Here is a 15,948-nt window from a genome sequence, read left to right as displayed (position 1 = left end):
GGTCGGTCTCGTCGCCCGGCGCGGCGTTCTGCGCCAGCTCGCGCATGTAGTCGTTCATCGCTTCGCGGAGTTCCTGCATCAGCTCGGCGATCTCCTCGTCGGAGGCGCCCTGCCGCATGGCCTCGGACAGGCGCTCCTGTGCGCGGCGGAGGCGCTCGAGCGCGTCGTCGAGGTCGCCGTCCTCGAGCGTGAGGGCGGCGTTCCACAGGATTTCGGCCACCTGGTCGCGCGTCTCGGTCGAGATGGAGTCCACGCCCGTCTCAAGCCGCCGGATCGCGGTGCGGAGCTGGAGGTAGACACCCTCGTCGAGGCCGTCCTCCGGCAGGTGCGTCACCGCGCGGAGCAGGTCGGCGACCCGGTCGGCGTTCTCCCGGTTCCACAGGAGGTCGCGGCGCAGCTCCACCACCGCGTTCGCGAGCGGGTCGAAGAAGCGGCGTCCGGGAAGACGGGGGATGTCGTAGCTGACGGTGCCGATCTGGCCCGCGTCGTCGGTCACGGTCAGGGTCAGCGTCACGGGCAGGTTTGCGAAGGGATGCGCGGCGAGGTCCTCCACGAGCACCTCGGTGAACTCCTCGCGCCCACCCCGGAACGGCAGCGGCAGGTCGAGGGTCAGCGCCTCCTGCGGCTCGGGGGCGATGGCGAGGCCGTAGCGGCGGTCGGCCGCGTCGGGGTCAAGGCGGAAGGTCGCGGTGCCCGAGGCGACGCCGTAGTCGTCGCGCCCGGTGAAGGTCATCTGCATCTGCCCCGGAGGCTCGCCCTGGAGCTGGCCCTCGAGCGCTACCTCCGGCGGCTGGTCGGCGAGGACGGAGATGTTCCAGCTCCGCGCGCCGGACGGCGCGAAGACCGTCAGGTCGCCGGACTGCTGCAACAGGAGCGTGCGGGAGCTTTCGGCCGGCTCGCCCACGAGGGACATGCCCGCGGTGGTCTCGACGGTGATCTCGCCCGGCTCGCCGTAGAAGCGCAGGCTGATGCGGCTGCCTTCCGGCGCCTCGAAGGACGCCGCCTCGATGTCGTTTAGGTAGAGGGACGGCAGGCCCGTGTAGATCGGCGGCTCGACCCAGCCCTCCCACGAGGGGCCGGAGGCGGCGGCGGCGCCGGGGCCGAGCGTCACCGCCTCGCCGACCTCGGCGACGCGGCCGAGCGTCCCGAAGAGCAGCGCCATGGCGAAGGCCGTCGCCGCGACGTAGCGCAGCGCGTAGGGATCGCGCTCCGACAGGCGCAGGTCCGGCTCGGGCGGGCGGGCGCGCGCCGCGCGCTCGGCCATGCGGGCCACGTGGACCTCCCAGACGGAGCGCGTGGCGGCATCGCCGCCGCCGACCGCCACCGTGTCGAGGAGCGCCGTGATCGGCCGGCCGGGCATGGTGCGGTCGAGGCGGTCGAGCGCCTCGGCCCGCGACGGATAATGGAAGCGTCGAACTCCCCGCACCAGCGTCCATGCCAGCAGGAGCGCCGCGACGGCCGCCACGGCCCAGAGCGCCGTCTGCGCCAGGGCCGTCGCCGCCCCGAAGGCCAGCGCCGCCACGCAGAGGAAAAGGATCGACCAAACCGGCCAGAAGCCCCGCGCGAACCGCTCGGCGGCGATGCCGAGACGGGTCAGGCGCAGGGGCCAGATCAGGCGGTCGAGGGCCGCTTGGGACGCGGAGCGTTCTTCGGTCATGCTCCCTTTCCGGGCCGGTTTCGGACCGTGGCCCGATCGCGATGGGTTCATACCCATGTAGGAACAGTATCGCGGTTTATCATCTCGTCAAACGACGGCCGCGCCCGGATGACGGCGAAGTGATGGTCCTTCACCAGCACCTCGGGGATCAGCGGCCGGGTGTTGTACTCGCTCGCCATGACGGCGCCATAGGCGCCGGCGCTGCGGAAGGCCACGAGATCGCCCTCCGACAGGGGCGGCAGGGGTCGCTGCTTGGCGAAGGTGTCGCCGGTCTCGCAGACGGGGCCGACCACGTCGAAGGGCGCCTGCTCCACGCCCGGCGCGGGCTCGACCACCGGGACGATGTCGTGCCAGGCGCCGTACATGGCGGGGCGGACGAGGTCGTTCATCGCCGCGTCGAGGATCAGGAAATCGCGCCCGTCGCCGTTCTTCACGTAGACGACCGAGGAGACGAGGAGCCCCGCGTTGCCCGAGATGAGGCGCCCCGGCTCGATCTCGACCTCGACGCCGAGATCGCCCACGGTGCGGCGGACGACCTCGCCGTACTCGATGGGCAGCGGCGGGGCGGTGTTCGACCGCTCGTAGGGAATGCCGAGGCCGCCGCCGAGGTCGAGGCGCCGGATGTCGTGCCCGTCGGCGCGGAGCTGCCGCGTCAGCTCGGCCACCTTGCCATAGGCCGTCTCGAAGGGCTCGAGCTCGGTCAGCTGGCTTCCGATATGGACATCGATGCCGACGACCTCGATCCCCGGCAGGCGCGCGGCCATGGCGTAGACCTCGCGGGCGCGCGCGATGGGGATGCCGAACTTGTTCTCGGACTTGCCGGTGGCGATCTTCTCGTGCGTGCGCGCGTCCACGTCGGGGTTCACGCGCAGCGTGATGGGCGCGGCGACGCCGAGATCCGTCGCGACGGCGGAAAGGCGCTCGAGCTCCGGCTCGCTCTCGACGTTGAACTGGCGGATGCCGCCGGTCAGGGCCATCCGCATCTCCTCGGCCGTCTTGCCGACGCCGGAGAAGACGATGCGCTCGCCGGGAACACCCGCAGCTTTGGCGCGCAGGTACTCGCCGCCCGACACCACGTCCATCCCCGCGCCGAGGCTCGCGAGATGCGCCAGGACGGCCACGTTCGAATTCGACTTCACCGCGAAGCAGACGAGGTGGTCGAGGCCCGCCAGCGCCTCCTCGAAGAGGCGGAAGTGCCGGGTGAGCGTCGCACAGGAGTAGACGTAGAACGGCGTGCCGACCTCGGCCGCGATCTCGGGGATCGGCACGTCCTCGGCATGGAGGATGCCGCCCTTGTAGAGGAAATGATCCATGGTGCCGTCCCTCGCGAAAGCCCCGCGCAGGTAGCATTCCCCGGGCCGCTTTCAAAGAGGCCGGAAACACTCTGGACGGCGCAGGCGCACCCGCTAGTCTCCGGCGCGGACAAGACGGGGAGGCCATCATGGCGAAGACGGCGATCATCGAGGAACCGGGCGGGCCGGAGAAGTTCCGCATCGTGGACCGGGAGGTGGGCGAACCCGGCCCAGGCCAGATCCGCATCCGCCACGAGGCCTGCGGTCTGAACTTCATCGACGTCTACCAGCGCAGCGGCCTCTACCCCCTGCAGATGCCCCATGCCCTCGGGATGGAGGCAGCTGGCGTCGTCGAGGCGGTGGGCGAGGGCGTGACGCACCTCAAGGTCGGCGACCGCGCCGCCTATGCCGCGATGCCGCCCGGCGCCTATACCGAGGCGCGCGTGATGAACGCCGCGCAGGTCTGCCCGCTGCCCGACGCGATCAGCTTCGAGGAAGGCGCCGCGATGATGCTCAAGGGCATGACGGTGCAGTACCTCTTTCGCCGCACGACGCCCATCTCAAAGGGCGACACGGTGCTGTTCCACGCCGCGGCGGGAGGGGTCGGCCTCCTCGCCTGCCAGTGGGCGCGGAGCGAGGGCATCCGCCTGATCGGCACCGCCGGGACCGAGGAGAAGTGCCGGCTCGCGCGCGAGCATGGGGCGGAGGCCTGCATCAACTACCGCGACGGCGACTGGGCCGCGAAGGTGCGGGAGCTGACGGACGGCAGGGGCGTCGACGTTGTGATGGACGCCGTCGGCAAGGACACGTTCGAGGGTTCGCTCGATTCGCTCCGCCCGCTCGGCATGATGATCTCGTTCGGCAATGCCTCCGGTCCCGTCCCGCCGTTCAACATCGGCGTGCTGGGGCAGAAGGGCTCGCTCAAGATCACGCGGCCGACGCTGTTCACCCACATCGCCGTGCACGAGACCTGCCAGCAGATGGCGGCGGACCTGTTCGACAAGGTCACGTCGGGCGCCGTGAAGATCCGCATCGACCAGCGCTTCCCGCTCGAGGACGTGGCCGAGGCGCACCGCGCGCTCGAGGCGCGGAAGACGACCGGGCAGACGGTTCTCCTGCCGTGACTTCGACCAGGTAGGGCGGGACTTGTCCCGCCTTGTACCGGTTGGGCGGGACCAGTCCCGCCCTACGGACGTCGCGAGGCGTGCGGCGCGACGGATCCCGCCCTACGCGGACCGCGACGGCCTGGCCTTGAGATACAGCGCCAGCGGCAGGCCGCAGCTCACCCCGATGGCGAAGGTCGCGGGGATCACGAGAAGGAACCACCGATTGCCCCGGACAACCTCCACCACCGCCCAGACCGTCAGCGCCGCGGCCGCGATCGTCAGGTCGTAGACGAGGCCGCTGGTCGCGTCGTTTACGTACCAGGCGTCGATCATCGCCCCGAGGTCCCAGCCGTTCACGTCGAACCAGGCGTAGAAGTAGCTCCAGGGCAGGATGGCGCCGACGATCACGAGGGCGAGGTAGGTCAGGCGAAGGGGGGTCATGGGCTCACTCCACGTCAGGTTGCGCCGAGACCTAGCGCATCGCGCCGGAATGCCCATATGGCACCCGGAGGCGCGCCTCTGCGACAAGTTGCATCCGCGTCACGATTGACCGGCGCCCCGGCCTTCAATACGCATCCGCGAAACTTTGTTGCGCGACACGCCATCGCCGTGGCCGCAGGCCGCAGGCGCGAGAGCCGGAGGAACGACATGTCCGAGATCGTCCGCGAGAGCATGGAATACGACGTGGTCATCGTCGGCGCGGGGCCCGCGGGCCTGTCCGCCGCGATCAGGCTCAAGCAGCTCGACCCCGAGCTGAACGTGGTCGTGATCGAGAAGGGCTCGGAGGTCGGCGCGCACATCCTGTCGGGTGCGGTCCTCGACCCCGTCGCGCTGAACAAGCTCATCCCCGACTGGAAGGCCAAGGGCGCGCCGATCACCGTGCCCGTCCGCGAGGACCAGTTCCACGTCCTCGGCGAGGGTGGCGGCATCCGCATCCCCAACTGGGTGATGCCGCGGCTCATGAACAATCACGGCAACTACATCGTCTCGATGGGCAACGTCTGCCGCTGGATGGCCGAGCAGGCCGAGGCGCTGGGCGTCGAGGTGTTCCCCGGCATGTCCTGCTCCGAGCTCGTCTACGGCGAGAACGGCGAGGTGAAGGGCGTCGTCGCGGGCGAGTTCGGCCTCGACCCCGACGGCACGCCCGGCGACGGCTACGAGCCGGGAATGGAACTGCACGGCAAGTACGTCTTCCTCGGCGAGGGCGTGCGCGGCTCGCTCACCAAGGAGGTGATGGCGAAGTTCGAGCTGTCGAAGGGGCGCGACCCGCAGAAGTTCGGCCTCGGCATGAAGGAGATCTGGGAGATCGACCCCGAGAAGCACCGCCCCGGCAAGGTGGTGCACACCATGGGCTGGCCGCTCGGCCGCAACGCGGGCGGCGGGTCGTTCATCTACCACCTCGACAACAACCAGGTCTACGTGGGCTTCGTGGTGCACCTGAACTACGAGAACCCGTATCTCTACCCCTACATGGAGTTCCAGCGCTTCAAGCATCACCCGATGGTGGCCGAGCTGCTGAAGGGCGGAAAGCGCATCGCCTACGGCGCGCGCGCCATCGCGGAGGGCGGGCTCCAGTCGATCCCGAAGGCGGTGGCGCCGGGCGTCGCGATCCTCGGCTGCGGCGCGGGGCTCGTGAACGTGCCGCGCATCAAGGGCAACCACAACGCGATGTTCTCGGGGATGCAGGCCGCAGAGGCCGCCTTCGCCGCGATCCAGGCGGGCCGTTCGGGCGACGAGCTGACGGACTACGACCGCTCGATCCACGAGGACGGGCCGATCGCGCGCGACCTCCGGCCGGTGCGCAACGTCAAGCCGCTCTGGTCCAGGCACGGGCTTCTCGGCGGCGTCGTGCTCGGCGGCATGGACATGTGGACCAACAGCCTGTTCGGCGCGTCCTTCTTCGGCACGATGCGGCACGGCAAGTCCGACGCCGAGGCGACCGGCAAGGCGAAGAACTTCAAACCGATCGACTACCCCAGGCCCGACGGCGTGCTCAGCTTCGACCGGCTCACCAACGTGAGCTTCTCCATGACCAACCACGAGGAGAGCCAGCCCGCGCACCTGAAGCTCCTGGACGCCGAGGTTCCGATCCGGGTCAACCTGTCCGAATACGCCGAGCCGGCCGAGCGCTACTGCCCCGCCGGCGTCTACGAGGTGGTCCGGGAGGAGGGGAAGGATCCCCGCTTCGTGATCAACTTCCAGAACTGCGTCCACTGCAAGACCTGCGACATCAAGGACCCCTCGCAGAACATCAAGTGGACCGTGCCGCAGGGCGGGGACGGGCCGAACTATCCCAACATGTGACCGCGAAGGCCCGCACGCGAAAGCGTGACCGGATCGGTGCGGGCCGTCATGCGGGCGCGCGTTGCCCTGCGGGGCTTTGCGCCCTAGTGTCTGCGGCGACCGATTGGAGACAGGAATGCCCCTTGCCCGCCCGCTGACCGCCGCGATCGCCCTCGCCACGGCCCTGTCCCTCTCGCCGCCCGTCGCCGCGCAGTCCGGCGAAGGTCTCGCCGGATCCTACCTGGCCGCGCGCCTCGCCGTCCTGCAGGGCGACCACCGCGAGGCGGCCGAGTATTTCGAGCGCGCCCTCGCTGCCGATCCCGGCAACCCGGTCCTCATCTCGAATGCGCTCTTCGCGAACGCCGCGCTCGGGCGTTGGGACATCGCCGCCGATATCGCCGCGGCGCTGCCCGAGGGCGCCACGGGGCAGGAACTCGCCGGGCTCGTGCAGTTCGTGCAGCTCATCCGCGCAGGCGAGCTCGAAGGCGCGCGGGCCGCGATCGAGGCGGGGCGTGCCGGGGGGCCCTTCATCGACGAGCTCGCCGCCGGCTGGATCGCCCTCGGCGAGGGGAACATGGACCGGGCCGAGGCGTCGTTCATGGCGCTGACCGAGGATCCGTCGCTTGCCGAACTGGCCTGGCTTCACCTCGGCCTCGCCCGCGCGGCGGTGGGCGATTTCGAGACGGCCGAGGAGATCCTGTCGGGCGAACGCGCGGGCCGGATCAGCCAGACCGAGCGCGTGGTGCGCGCGCGGGCCGAGATCCTGGTGCAGCTCGACCGCCGCGGCGATGCGCTCGATCTGCTCGACAGCTACACGCAGCGCGTGCCCGACCCCGCGCTCCTGGCCATGCAGGCGCGCATCGGCGCCGGGGCCGAGGGGCCCTACGACTTCGTGACGACCGCGCAGGAGGGCATCGCCGAGGTCTTCTTCACCGTGGCGCAGGCCTTCGGCTCGGACGGCGGCGGCAACCTGCCCCTGATCTACGCCCGTGCCGCGCACGGGATCGCCCCCGGCCACAGCGACGCGCTGATCCTCGCCGGGCAGCTCCTTCTCGACACCGAGCGCTACGAGCTGGCGGCCGACGCCTTCGGGCAGGTGGCGGAAGGCGACGACCAGTACGTCGAGGCGCAGCTCGGCCGTGCCGAGGCGCTGGAACGGCAGGGCGACACCGAAGCGGCGCTGACCGCGCTGACCGAACTGGCCGAGGCGCGCCCCGACCTCGCCACGGTCCACGCCACGCTCGGCGACATGCTGCGGCGCGCCGACCGCTGCGCCGATGCCATCGGCAGCTACACCGCCGCGCTCGACCTCGTGGACACTTCGCAGCCGCGCTACTGGTTCGTCCACTATGCCCGCGCGATCTGCTATCACGACATCGACGACTGGCCGCCCGCCGAAGCCGACTTCCGCCGCGCGCTCGAACTGAACCCGGGGCAGCCCGAGGTTCTGAACTACCTCGGCTATTCGCTGGTCGAGCAGCGCCGCAACCTCGACGAGGCGCTCGGCATGATCGAGGAAGCCGTCGCCGCCCGCCCCGAGTCCGGCTACATCGTCGACAGCCTCGGATGGGTCTACTACCGCCTCGGCCGCTTCGAGGAGGCGGTGGAGCCGATGGAGCGCGCGGTCGCGCTCCTGCCGACCGACCCGATCATCAACGACCATCTCGGCGACGTCTACTGGATGGTCGGCCGCCAGCGCGAGGCGCGGTTCCAGTGGGAACGCGCGCTCAGCCTCGAGCCGACCGAGGAGGACGGGGCGCGCATCCGCCTCAAGCTCGAGATCGGCCTCGACCGCGTGCTGGAACAGGAAGGCGGCGTGGGCGAGACGCAGTGAGGCTCTTCGCGCCCGCCAAGGTCAATCTCGCGCTCCACGTCACCGGGCGGCGGGCCGACGGCTACCACCTTCTCGACTCGCTGGTCGTCTTCGCGGGTGTCGGCGACTGGCTCGAGATCGGGGAGGCTTCGGAACTTCGCCTCTCCGTCACCGGGCCGCGCGCGGCGGGCGTGCCCGCCGACCGGCGCAACCTCGTCTGGCGCGCGGCGGAGGCCTTCGGGCGGCCGCGTGGCGCGGCGATCCGACTGGAGAAGCACCTGCCCCATGCGGGCGGCATCGGCGGCGGCTCGGCCGACGCGGGCGCCGCGCTGCGCGGGCTTTCCGCCCTCTGGGACGCGCCTCTGCCCGCAATGCCCGACCTTCTCGCCATCGGCGCGGACATTCCCGTCTGCCTCGGCAGCCGTCCGGCACGGATGCGTGGGATCGGCGAGGTGCTCGACCCGCTGCCGCCCATCCCGCCGCTCTGGTTCGTCCTCGTGAACCCGGGCGTCGAGGTGCCGACCGGCCCCGTCTTCCGCGCGCTTTCCGGCGTCGACAACCCGCCGATGCCCGAGCCTGACTGGAGCGATGCCGAGAGCCTTCTCGACTGGCTCGGCGAGACCCGCAACGACCTCGAGCCCGCCGCCTGCGCCCTCGTCCCGGAGGTCCGCGCGGTGCTGGACGCGCTCGCCGCCGAACCGGGCTGCCGTCTCGCGCGGATGAGCGGGTCGGGGGGCACCTGCTTCGGCCTCTTCACCGAGGAAGCGGAGGCTGAGGGCGCGGCGGAACGGCTCGCCGGTCATCCGGGCTGGTGGGTCGCGCCCGCGCCGGACCTGCGCGAGGCGCCCTGACGGTCAGTTGAGCCGCGCCACCACGTAGCCCGCGAGGTCCGCCATCATCTCGGTCAGCGGGTGCTCCGGCACCTCGCCCAGGGCTTCGCGCGCGGCGTCCGCGTGGGCGTTGGCCTCGACCCGCGTTTCCTCGAGCGTGCCGTGGCGGCGCAGCAGCTCCATCGCCTGCTCGAGGTCGCCGTCCCGCTGGTCGCCCCGCTCGATGGTGCGGACCCAGAAGGCGCGCTCGGAGGCGTCGGCGCGGGCGACGGCGCGGATCACCGGCAGCGTCAGCTTGCGCTCGCGGAAGTCGTCGCCGGTGTTCTTGCCGATGACGCCCGAGGCCCCGCCCCAGTCGAGCAGGTCGTCCGCCATCTGGAACGCGACGCCCAGCCCGTCGCCGTAGCGAGCGAGCGCGCCGATCACGCGTTCGTCCCGGCCCGCGATGACGCCGCCGACCTCGCAGGCCGCCTCGAAGAGCGCCGCGGTCTTGCCGCGGATGACCTGGAGGTAGATGCCTTCCGTCGTGGCGAGGTTCATCGCCGCGGTCAGTTGCAGCACCTCGCCCTCGGCGATGGTAGCCGCGGCGTTCGACAGGATGTCGAGGACGCGCAGGTTGCGCGTCTCGACCATGAGCTGGAACGACCGCGCGAAGAGGTAGTCGCCGACCAGCACGCTCGACTTGTTGTCCCAGAGCAGGTTCGCCGTCGGTCGCCCGCGGCGGCGCTGGCTCTCGTCCACCACGTCGTCGTGCAGCAGCGTCGCGGTGTGGATGAATTCCACCGTCGCGGCGAGCTTGCGGTGATCCTCGCCCTCGTAGCCGCAGAGCCGCGCGGCGGCGAGCGTCAGCATCGGCCGGATGCGCTTGCCGCCCGCTTCGACCAGGTGCGCCGTGACCTCGGGGATGCGCGGCGCGTGCTCGGAGGCCATGCGCTCGCGGATGAGCGCGCCCACGGCCTCGAGGTCTCCGCTCAGCGCGGATTGCAGGCGTTCGTGCGGCTTGGTCGCTGCATCATCGAGGCTCATGCGCCCGCTTCCCTCCCGTGGCTCGACCCGTTGGACCCGCGTCTCGACAACCGGGGTCCCAACCCCTAAATGCCGATCCATGCTCGAGGTGCTGCGCAGCAACGACCCGACCGTGATCGCCTTCGCCTCGGCCCTGTTGTCCGGCGAGGATATAGAGGTGTTCGAGATGGACGTCCATATGAGCACGCTCGAGGGGTCCATCGGCATTTTGCCGCGTCGGCTGTTCGTGCGCCGCGCCGACGCCTTCCGCGCCCGCGCCGTCCTGCGCGACAACGACCTGCCCGTCAGCGAGTGACGCCGGGCGACCTCACCCGGGACGAGTTTCTCGGCGGGCGCGTCCGGGCTTGGCAGCCCGCCCGCGGCTATCGGGCCGGAACCGATCCCGTGCTCCTCGCCGCCGCCTGTCCCGCGCAGGAGGGGCAGCAGGTGCTGGAACTCGGCTGCGGCGTGGGCGTGGCCAGCCTCTGCCTCGCCGCGCGGGTGCCGGGGCTGTCGATCACCGGGGTGGAGCGGCAGGCCGACTACGCCGACCTCGCGCGCCGGAACGCCGAGGCGGCGGGCGCCGGGCTCGAGATCGTGACGGCCGATCTCGCCGCGCTGCCGCCGGCGCTGAGGCAACGCGCCTTCGACCAGGTGATCGCCAATCCGCCCTACTACCGCGCCGGGGCGGGCACCGCGGCGGAGGATGCGGGCCGTGAGGCCGCGCTCCGCGAGCAGACGCCGCTGTCGCTCTGGGTTTCGGTCGCGTCCGCCCGGTTGAAGCCCGGGGGCTGGCTGACGATGATCCAGACGGCGGAGCGTCTGCCCGAGATGCTCGGCGCGCTCGGCGCGCTCGGCTCGGTCTCGGTCCTGCCGCTCCAGCCCCGCCCCGGTCGCGAGGCGGGCCGCGTCATCCTCCGGGCGCGCAAGGGCGGCCGCGCGCCGTTCCGCCTGCTGGCGCCACTTCTTCTACATGAAGGCGCCCGCCACGAGGCCGACGGCGAGAGCTACACCGCTGAAATCGCGGGCATCCTGCGTGAGGGCGAGGCCATCCGCTGGCCCTGAGCCGGCGGTGTCCCGCATTCTAGGCATCCCCAGACGCGAAAGGCGTGACACGACTCGCAATCCGTGGTTGCCTTGACGCATCGTTGTCACAATCGAGAGGAGGATACCCGATGTCTCTTGGCGCTCATCTTCAGGAACTGAAGAAGAAGCACGCAGTCCTCGCCCAGCGTGTGGAGGAGGCGCAGCGTAGCCCGAGCATCGACGACCTTGCCGTGCGTGAACTCAAGAAGGAAAAACTCCGCCTGAAGGAAGAGATCAGCCGCCTCGAGCACTGAGGCGGAGGGACCGGGACCGGCGCCGCCGGTTCCCCGGTCCGGCCGCAGTCAGGCCGCAACCTGGGCGGCCGGGACGAAGCGCATCCCCTCGGCATACGCCGAGAGGCTCTTCACTTCTCGTTCGATCCACTCGACGAAGGCCCGCACCTGCGGCCGGTCTTCCGTGCCCGCCGGATAGACGAGGCGGTAGAGCGCGTCGGTCGCGAGCGCGAGGTCGTAGGGCATGACCAGACGGCCCTCCCGGAGATCCCGCTCGGCCAGCGAGATGCGCCCGAGAACGACGCCTGCCCCCGAGGCGGCGGCGTCCAGCGCGTGGTCGGCCTGGCTGAACCGCGCGCCCGCCGCGAAGCGCGGGGGCAGGCCGGCGGCCCGGAACCAGGCCGGCCAGTCGATCGCAGGCTTCACGAACCCCGTATCCTCCTGATGCAGGAGCGGTGCGCGCGCGAGGTCGCGAGGCTCCGGAAACTCGCGCGCGAGCGCGGGCGACATCATCGGGCTGAGCCATTCCTGCGTGAAGGCCCGGCTCCTCAGCCCCGGCTCCTCCTGCGGCATCCCGAAACGGATCGCGATATCGACGTCGTCCCGCGCGAGGTCCACGAGCTTCAGCGTGGCCGAGAACCGCAATTCGATCTCCGGGTGCGCGCTGACAAAGGCGAAGAGCCGGGGCGCGAGCCACTTGGCGGTGAAGGCCGGTCCCGCCGTCACGGTCAGGGTGCTGCCGGCGCCCGTCTGCCGGGCCGCCCGCCACGCGGTGGCGAGCGTCGCGAAGCCGTCGGAGGCACCGGGCGCGAGCGCGCGACCGGCCTCGGTCAGTTCGACCGCGCGGTTCAGGCGGGTGAACAGCGGCGCGCCCAGATGCTCCTCGAGGTTCTTGACCTGGAACGACAGCGCCGCGGGCGTCACGTTCAGCTCCGCCGCCGCCCGCGCGAAGCTCAGGTGGCGCGCGGCGGCCTCGAAGGCGCGGAGCGCGGTCAGCGGCGGCAGGCGGCCGGACATGTATCACCCAAGAAATTCTTCATCGAAGGATAGAAAGGTCTCGTTTGTGTCTTTCGGATATTGGGCGCATCCAGGGATCAGTTCAATATTTCTTCGAAAGGGACGTTCCGATGATCTTCGACAACACGACCGACCGCCGGACCCGCGACGCCATCCGCCGCGCGCATCAGGCGCGGGGCCGGATCCTCGGCGAGGTCTGGGGCTATCTCACCGGACGCCGCCGCTGAGCCTTGCGCGGGGCGAAAGGCGGATTTGCCGGAATGCGCATGGTAAGGTCAGCAAGGCTGCCACATATTTACCCACGGGGGAGGTTCGTGTTTCGAACCAAGGAGACGACGATGGAAAGCTTCGCACATACGCCGGAACTGCGCGCCCGCATCCTTGCCGGCCGCGCCGAGGTCAGCCGCCACTTCTGGCGCGCCGTCGCAAGCCTCTTCGGCCGCCGCGCCTGATCCGGGGCAGATGCCGCACGTGAAAAAGGCCGGGAGCGATCCCGGCCTTCCGCGTTCAGGGTCTCGCGCCTCAGACGAAGAACTGCGCGCCGTTGGCCGAGATCGTCGAGCCGTTGATGAAGCCCGAATCCTCCGACGCGAGGAAGCTCACGCAGCGCGCGATCTCCTCGGGCGTGCCGAGGCGGCCGGCCGGAATGCCCGCGATGATCTTGTCGCGCACGGCCTCGTCGATGGCCATGACCATCTCGGTCGCGATGTAGCCGGGGCAGATTGCGTTGGCGGTGATGCCGAACTTCGCGCCCTCCTGCGCGAGGCTCTTCACGATGCCGAGGTCGCCCGCCTTGGTCGCGGCATAGTTCACCTGGCCGGCCTGGCCCTTCTGCCCGTTGATCGAGGAGATCACGATCACGCGCCCGAACTTGCGATCGCGCATCCCCGGCCAGACCGGGTGGACGGTGTTGAAGACGCCGGTGAGGTTGGTGTCGATGACCTCCTTCCACTGTGCGGGGGTCATGCGATGGAACATGGCGTCGCGCGTGATGCCGGCATTCGCCACCACCGTGTCGATCGGCCCGAGATCGGCCTCGACCTGTTCGATCCCGGCCTTCGAGGCGTCGTAGTCCGCGACGTTCCACTTGTAGGTCTTGATCCCGGTCTCTGCGGTGAAGGCGGCGGCCTTCTCGTCGTTCCCGGCATAGGTGGCGGCGACCTCGTAGCCCTCCGCCTTCAGGGCCTTGGAAATCGCTTCACCGATGCCGCGGCTGCCGCCGGTGACGAGCGCTACTCTTGCCATGGGTTCCTCCAGTCTGGCGTCTCTCTGAGGTAATTGTGTTACGCGCGCTGACGCTGCACCGCAACAATATTGCGCGTTCCTTTTCGCCGCACGGGATACGAAAAGGGCGCCCGCAGGCGCCCTTCCGCGTCACTGCGGGGTCAGGGGCGCTCGACGCAGAGCGCGACGCCCATGCCGCCGCCGATGCAGAGCGTGGCGAGGCCCTTCTTCGCGCCCCGGCGCTGCATCTCGAACAGCAGCGTGTTGAGCACCCGCGCGCCCGAGGCGCCGATCGGGTGGCCGATGGCGATGGCGCCGCCGTTCACGTTCACGATCGCGGGGTCCCAGCCCATGTCCTTGTTGACCGCGCAGGCCTGCGCCGCGAAGGCCTCGTTCGCCTCCACGAGATCGAGGTCCTCGACCTTCCAGCCGGCCTTCTGCAGCGCCTTGCGCGAGGCATGGATCGGACCCACGCCCATGATCGACGGATCGAGACCCGCCGTCGCGTAGGAGGCGATCCGCGCCAAGGGCTCGATCCCCCGGCGCTCGGCCTCGTCGGCCGACATCAGGAGCGTCGCCGCAGCACCGTCGTTGAGGCCCGAGGCGTTCGCAGCCGTCACCGACCCGTCCTTGGTGAAGGCCGGACGCAGCTTCTGCATCGCGTCGAGCGTCGCGCCGTGGCGGATGTACTCGTCGCTGTCCACGACCGTGTCGCCCTTGCGGCTCTTGATCGTGACGCCGACGATCTCTTCGGCGAACTTTCCGGCCTTCTGCGCGGCCTCCGCCTTGTTCTGCGACGCCACGGCGAACTCGTCCTGCATCTCGCGGCTGATCTGCCACTGCTGCGCGACGTTCTCGGCGGTCTGGCCCATGTGGTAGCCGTTGAAGGCGTCCCAGAGGCCGTCGCGGATCATCGTGTCGATGTAGGACATGTCGCCCATCTTCTGCCCCTGGCGCAGGCTCGCGGCATGGGGGCTCATCGACATGTTCTCCTGCCCGCCCGCGATCACGATGGCGGCGTCGCCCAGCATGATGTGCTGCGCGCCGAGCGCCACGGCCCGGAGGCCCGAGCCGCAGACCTGGTTGATGCCCCAGGCGGCGCTCTCCTTCGGGAGGCCCGCGTTGATATGCGCCTGGCGGGCGGGGTTCTGGCCCTGCGCGGCGGTCAGGACCTGGCCGAGGATCGTCTCCGACACCTCCGCCTTGTCGACGCCCGCGCGCTCGACCACCGCCTCGAGCACCACGCGCCCGAGCTCGTGCGCGGGCGTGTTGGCGAAGGAGCCGAGGAAGCTTCCGACGGGCGTGCGCGCTGCGCTTGCGATGACGACGTTGGTCATGGGGTCCTTTCCCTGTACTCGAGCCGGCTTTCCGCCGGCGTGCCGATTCCCGGCCGCGATCCAGGTCCCGCGGGCCACCCTTCTCGGGCGAAAGGACGTGCGGCCACTCGCGCCGGTGATAAGGGCCGCGGGGGTCCGGCACAACGGACAGTGTGTCTCAGGCGGCGCTCGGGGGTCAGGCGCGGCGCGGCTCCGCCTCCGTCCGCAGCGCGGCGGCGGGCGGGGTGAGCGAGGGCACGCCGTAGTAGTAGCCCTGGAGGCAGTCGACGCCCGCGCGCACGAGCCACTCCGCCTCCTCCCGCGTCTCGACGGCCTCGGCGACCAGGAGCATGTCGAAGTTGCGCGCCAGCGCGATCAGCGCCTCGTAGAGCACCTGGTTGTCTGCGTCGCTGGCGATGTCCCGCGCGAACTGTCCGTCGATCTTCAGCATGTCGAAGCACAGGTGCTTGAGATGCCGGAACGCCGTGTTGCCCGCCCCGAAATCGTCGAGCGCGAAGGTGATCCCCTTGTCCTGCATGTCCTTCATGAAGACCGAGACGATCTCGGGGACGAGCATGACCGACTCCTCTGTCAGCTCGAGGATGAGCCGCTCCACCGCTTCGGGGTGACGGCGCAGGACGCGGCGCAGGATCGAAATCCAGTCGGGATAGCCGATGGAGCGCGCCGACATGTTGACCGCCAGACGGAGGCCGGGATCGTCGCAGAGCGCGCGGAGCCCCGCCTCGAGCGCCGCGCAGTCGATCCTCCGCCCGATCTCGTGGTCCACCACGTCGGGCATGAAGTCCCGCGCGGGGATGACGCGCCCCGTCTCGTCGAGGATGCGGATCAGGCCCTCGTGGAAGGCGATCCCGCCACCATCGGCGCGCATGACCGGCTGGAACGCGAGCAGCGCGTCGCCCCGGTCCAGCGCGGCCTTGACCATGGCGAGGCTGCGCCGCTCGCGGCTGGCGATGGCGGCCTCGAGCGGACTGCCGAGGCCCGGCTCGGGCAAAGGGGGCCGCCCGCGCTCGTCCCGCTGCTCCTCCTGCCGTCGCTCCACCGTCTCGTCCTCCTTGCTGTCCGGCT

At 70.5% G+C, this 15,948-nt stretch carries 15 protein-coding genes; 7 read left to right on the top strand and 8 right to left on the bottom strand.

All coding sequences use genetic code 11. The features are described from left to right. Both ACTS11_RS01485 and lysA read right to left on the bottom strand, forming a co-directional pair. A partial coding sequence (locus ACTS11_RS01485; protein ID WP_442638584.1) for a DUF4175 domain-containing protein occupies positions 1 to 1,657 on the bottom strand: 1,657 nt, incomplete at its 3' end. Between the two features lie 47 nt (positions 1,658 to 1,704). Further along, on the bottom strand, positions 1,705 to 2,970 hold the full coding sequence (gene lysA / locus ACTS11_RS01480; protein WP_442638583.1) for a diaminopimelate decarboxylase: 1,266 nt from the start codon (positions 2,968 to 2,970) through the stop codon (positions 1,705 to 1,707). Between the two features lie 128 nt (positions 2,971 to 3,098). Between lysA and ACTS11_RS01475 the strand changes: the two genes are divergently transcribed. After that, positions 3,099 to 4,073 (top strand): quinone oxidoreductase family protein, encoded by a 975-nt coding sequence (locus ACTS11_RS01475; protein ID WP_442638582.1) that lies wholly within the window; start codon positions 3,099 to 3,101, stop codon positions 4,071 to 4,073. A gap of 102 nt (positions 4,074 to 4,175) precedes the next feature. On the opposite strand, the gene ACTS11_RS01470 is transcribed toward ACTS11_RS01475, so the two are convergent. Next, a complete protein-coding gene (locus tag ACTS11_RS01470) occupies positions 4,176 to 4,496 on the bottom strand; it encodes a DUF2834 domain-containing protein (protein WP_442638581.1) in 321 nt (106 codons plus the stop codon). Positions 4,497 to 4,703: 207 nt separating this feature from the next. Between ACTS11_RS01470 and ACTS11_RS01465 the strand changes: the two genes are divergently transcribed. The 3 genes from ACTS11_RS01465 to ACTS11_RS01455 all read left to right on the top strand — a co-directional run bounded on the left by ACTS11_RS01465 (position 4,704) and on the right by ACTS11_RS01455 (position 9,002). Beyond that, the gene (locus ACTS11_RS01465) at positions 4,704 to 6,359 is read left to right on the top strand and encodes a 4Fe-4S dicluster domain-containing protein (protein ID WP_442638580.1); all 1,656 of its coding nucleotides are present in this window, start codon (positions 4,704 to 4,706) and stop codon (positions 6,357 to 6,359) included. Between the two features lie 115 nt (positions 6,360 to 6,474). Continuing rightward, the gene (locus tag ACTS11_RS01460; RefSeq protein ID WP_442638579.1) at positions 6,475 to 8,172 is read left to right on the top strand and encodes a tetratricopeptide repeat protein; all 1,698 of its coding nucleotides are present in this window, start codon (positions 6,475 to 6,477) and stop codon (positions 8,170 to 8,172) included. After that, entirely contained in the window at positions 8,169 to 9,002 is an 834-nt protein-coding gene (locus ACTS11_RS01455; protein ID WP_442638578.1) for a 4-(cytidine 5'-diphospho)-2-C-methyl-D-erythritol kinase, read from the top strand. Before ACTS11_RS01460 ends, ACTS11_RS01455 begins: the two co-directional genes overlap by 4 nt. A 3-nt stretch (positions 9,003 to 9,005) precedes the next feature. On the opposite strand, the gene ACTS11_RS01450 is transcribed toward ACTS11_RS01455, so the two are convergent. After that, a complete protein-coding gene (locus ACTS11_RS01450) occupies positions 9,006 to 10,007 on the bottom strand; it encodes a polyprenyl synthetase family protein (RefSeq protein ID WP_442638577.1) in 1,002 nt (333 codons plus the stop codon). A gap of 79 nt (positions 10,008 to 10,086) precedes the next feature. Between ACTS11_RS01450 and ACTS11_RS01445 the strand changes: the two genes are divergently transcribed. From ACTS11_RS01445 to ACTS11_RS01435, 3 genes are all read left to right on the top strand, one after another. Beyond that, a complete protein-coding gene (locus ACTS11_RS01445; RefSeq protein ID WP_442638576.1) occupies positions 10,087 to 10,302 on the top strand; it encodes a putative signal transducing protein in 216 nt (71 codons plus the stop codon). Further along, entirely contained in the window at positions 10,299 to 11,051 is a 753-nt protein-coding gene (locus tag ACTS11_RS01440; protein ID WP_442638575.1) for a tRNA1(Val) (adenine(37)-N6)-methyltransferase, read from the top strand. Before ACTS11_RS01445 ends, ACTS11_RS01440 begins: the two co-directional genes overlap by 4 nt. Before the next feature lie 110 nt (positions 11,052 to 11,161). Beyond that, entirely contained in the window at positions 11,162 to 11,326 is a 165-nt protein-coding gene (locus tag ACTS11_RS01435) for a YdcH family protein (RefSeq protein WP_442638574.1), read from the top strand. A 48-nt stretch (positions 11,327 to 11,374) separates the two neighbouring features. On the opposite strand, the gene gcvA is transcribed toward ACTS11_RS01435, so the two are convergent. The 4 genes from gcvA to ACTS11_RS01415 form a co-directional block, all read right to left on the bottom strand. Continuing rightward, entirely contained in the window at positions 11,375 to 12,322 is a 948-nt protein-coding gene (gene gcvA / locus ACTS11_RS01430; protein ID WP_442638573.1) for a transcriptional regulator GcvA, read from the bottom strand. Between the two features lie 522 nt (positions 12,323 to 12,844). Further along, positions 12,845 to 13,567, bottom strand: a complete 723-nt coding sequence (phbB, locus tag ACTS11_RS01425) for an acetoacetyl-CoA reductase (RefSeq protein WP_442638572.1) — start codon at positions 13,565 to 13,567, stop codon at positions 12,845 to 12,847. A gap of 140 nt (positions 13,568 to 13,707) precedes the next feature. After that, positions 13,708 to 14,883 (bottom strand): acetyl-CoA C-acetyltransferase, encoded by a 1,176-nt coding sequence (locus ACTS11_RS01420; protein WP_442638571.1) that lies wholly within the window; start codon positions 14,881 to 14,883, stop codon positions 13,708 to 13,710. A gap of 175 nt (positions 14,884 to 15,058) precedes the next feature. After that, on the bottom strand, positions 15,059 to 15,805 hold the full coding sequence (locus ACTS11_RS01415) for an EAL domain-containing protein (protein ID WP_442638585.1): 747 nt from the start codon (positions 15,803 to 15,805) through the stop codon (positions 15,059 to 15,061). Between the last annotated feature and the right edge of the window lie 143 nt (positions 15,806 to 15,948).

Origin of the sequence: Roseicyclus sp., assembly GCF_052168335.1 — a bacterium.
Classification (GTDB): domain Bacteria; phylum Pseudomonadota; class Alphaproteobacteria; order Rhodobacterales; family Rhodobacteraceae; genus Roseibacterium.
This window is presented reverse-complemented; position numbering and strand designations above follow the sequence as displayed.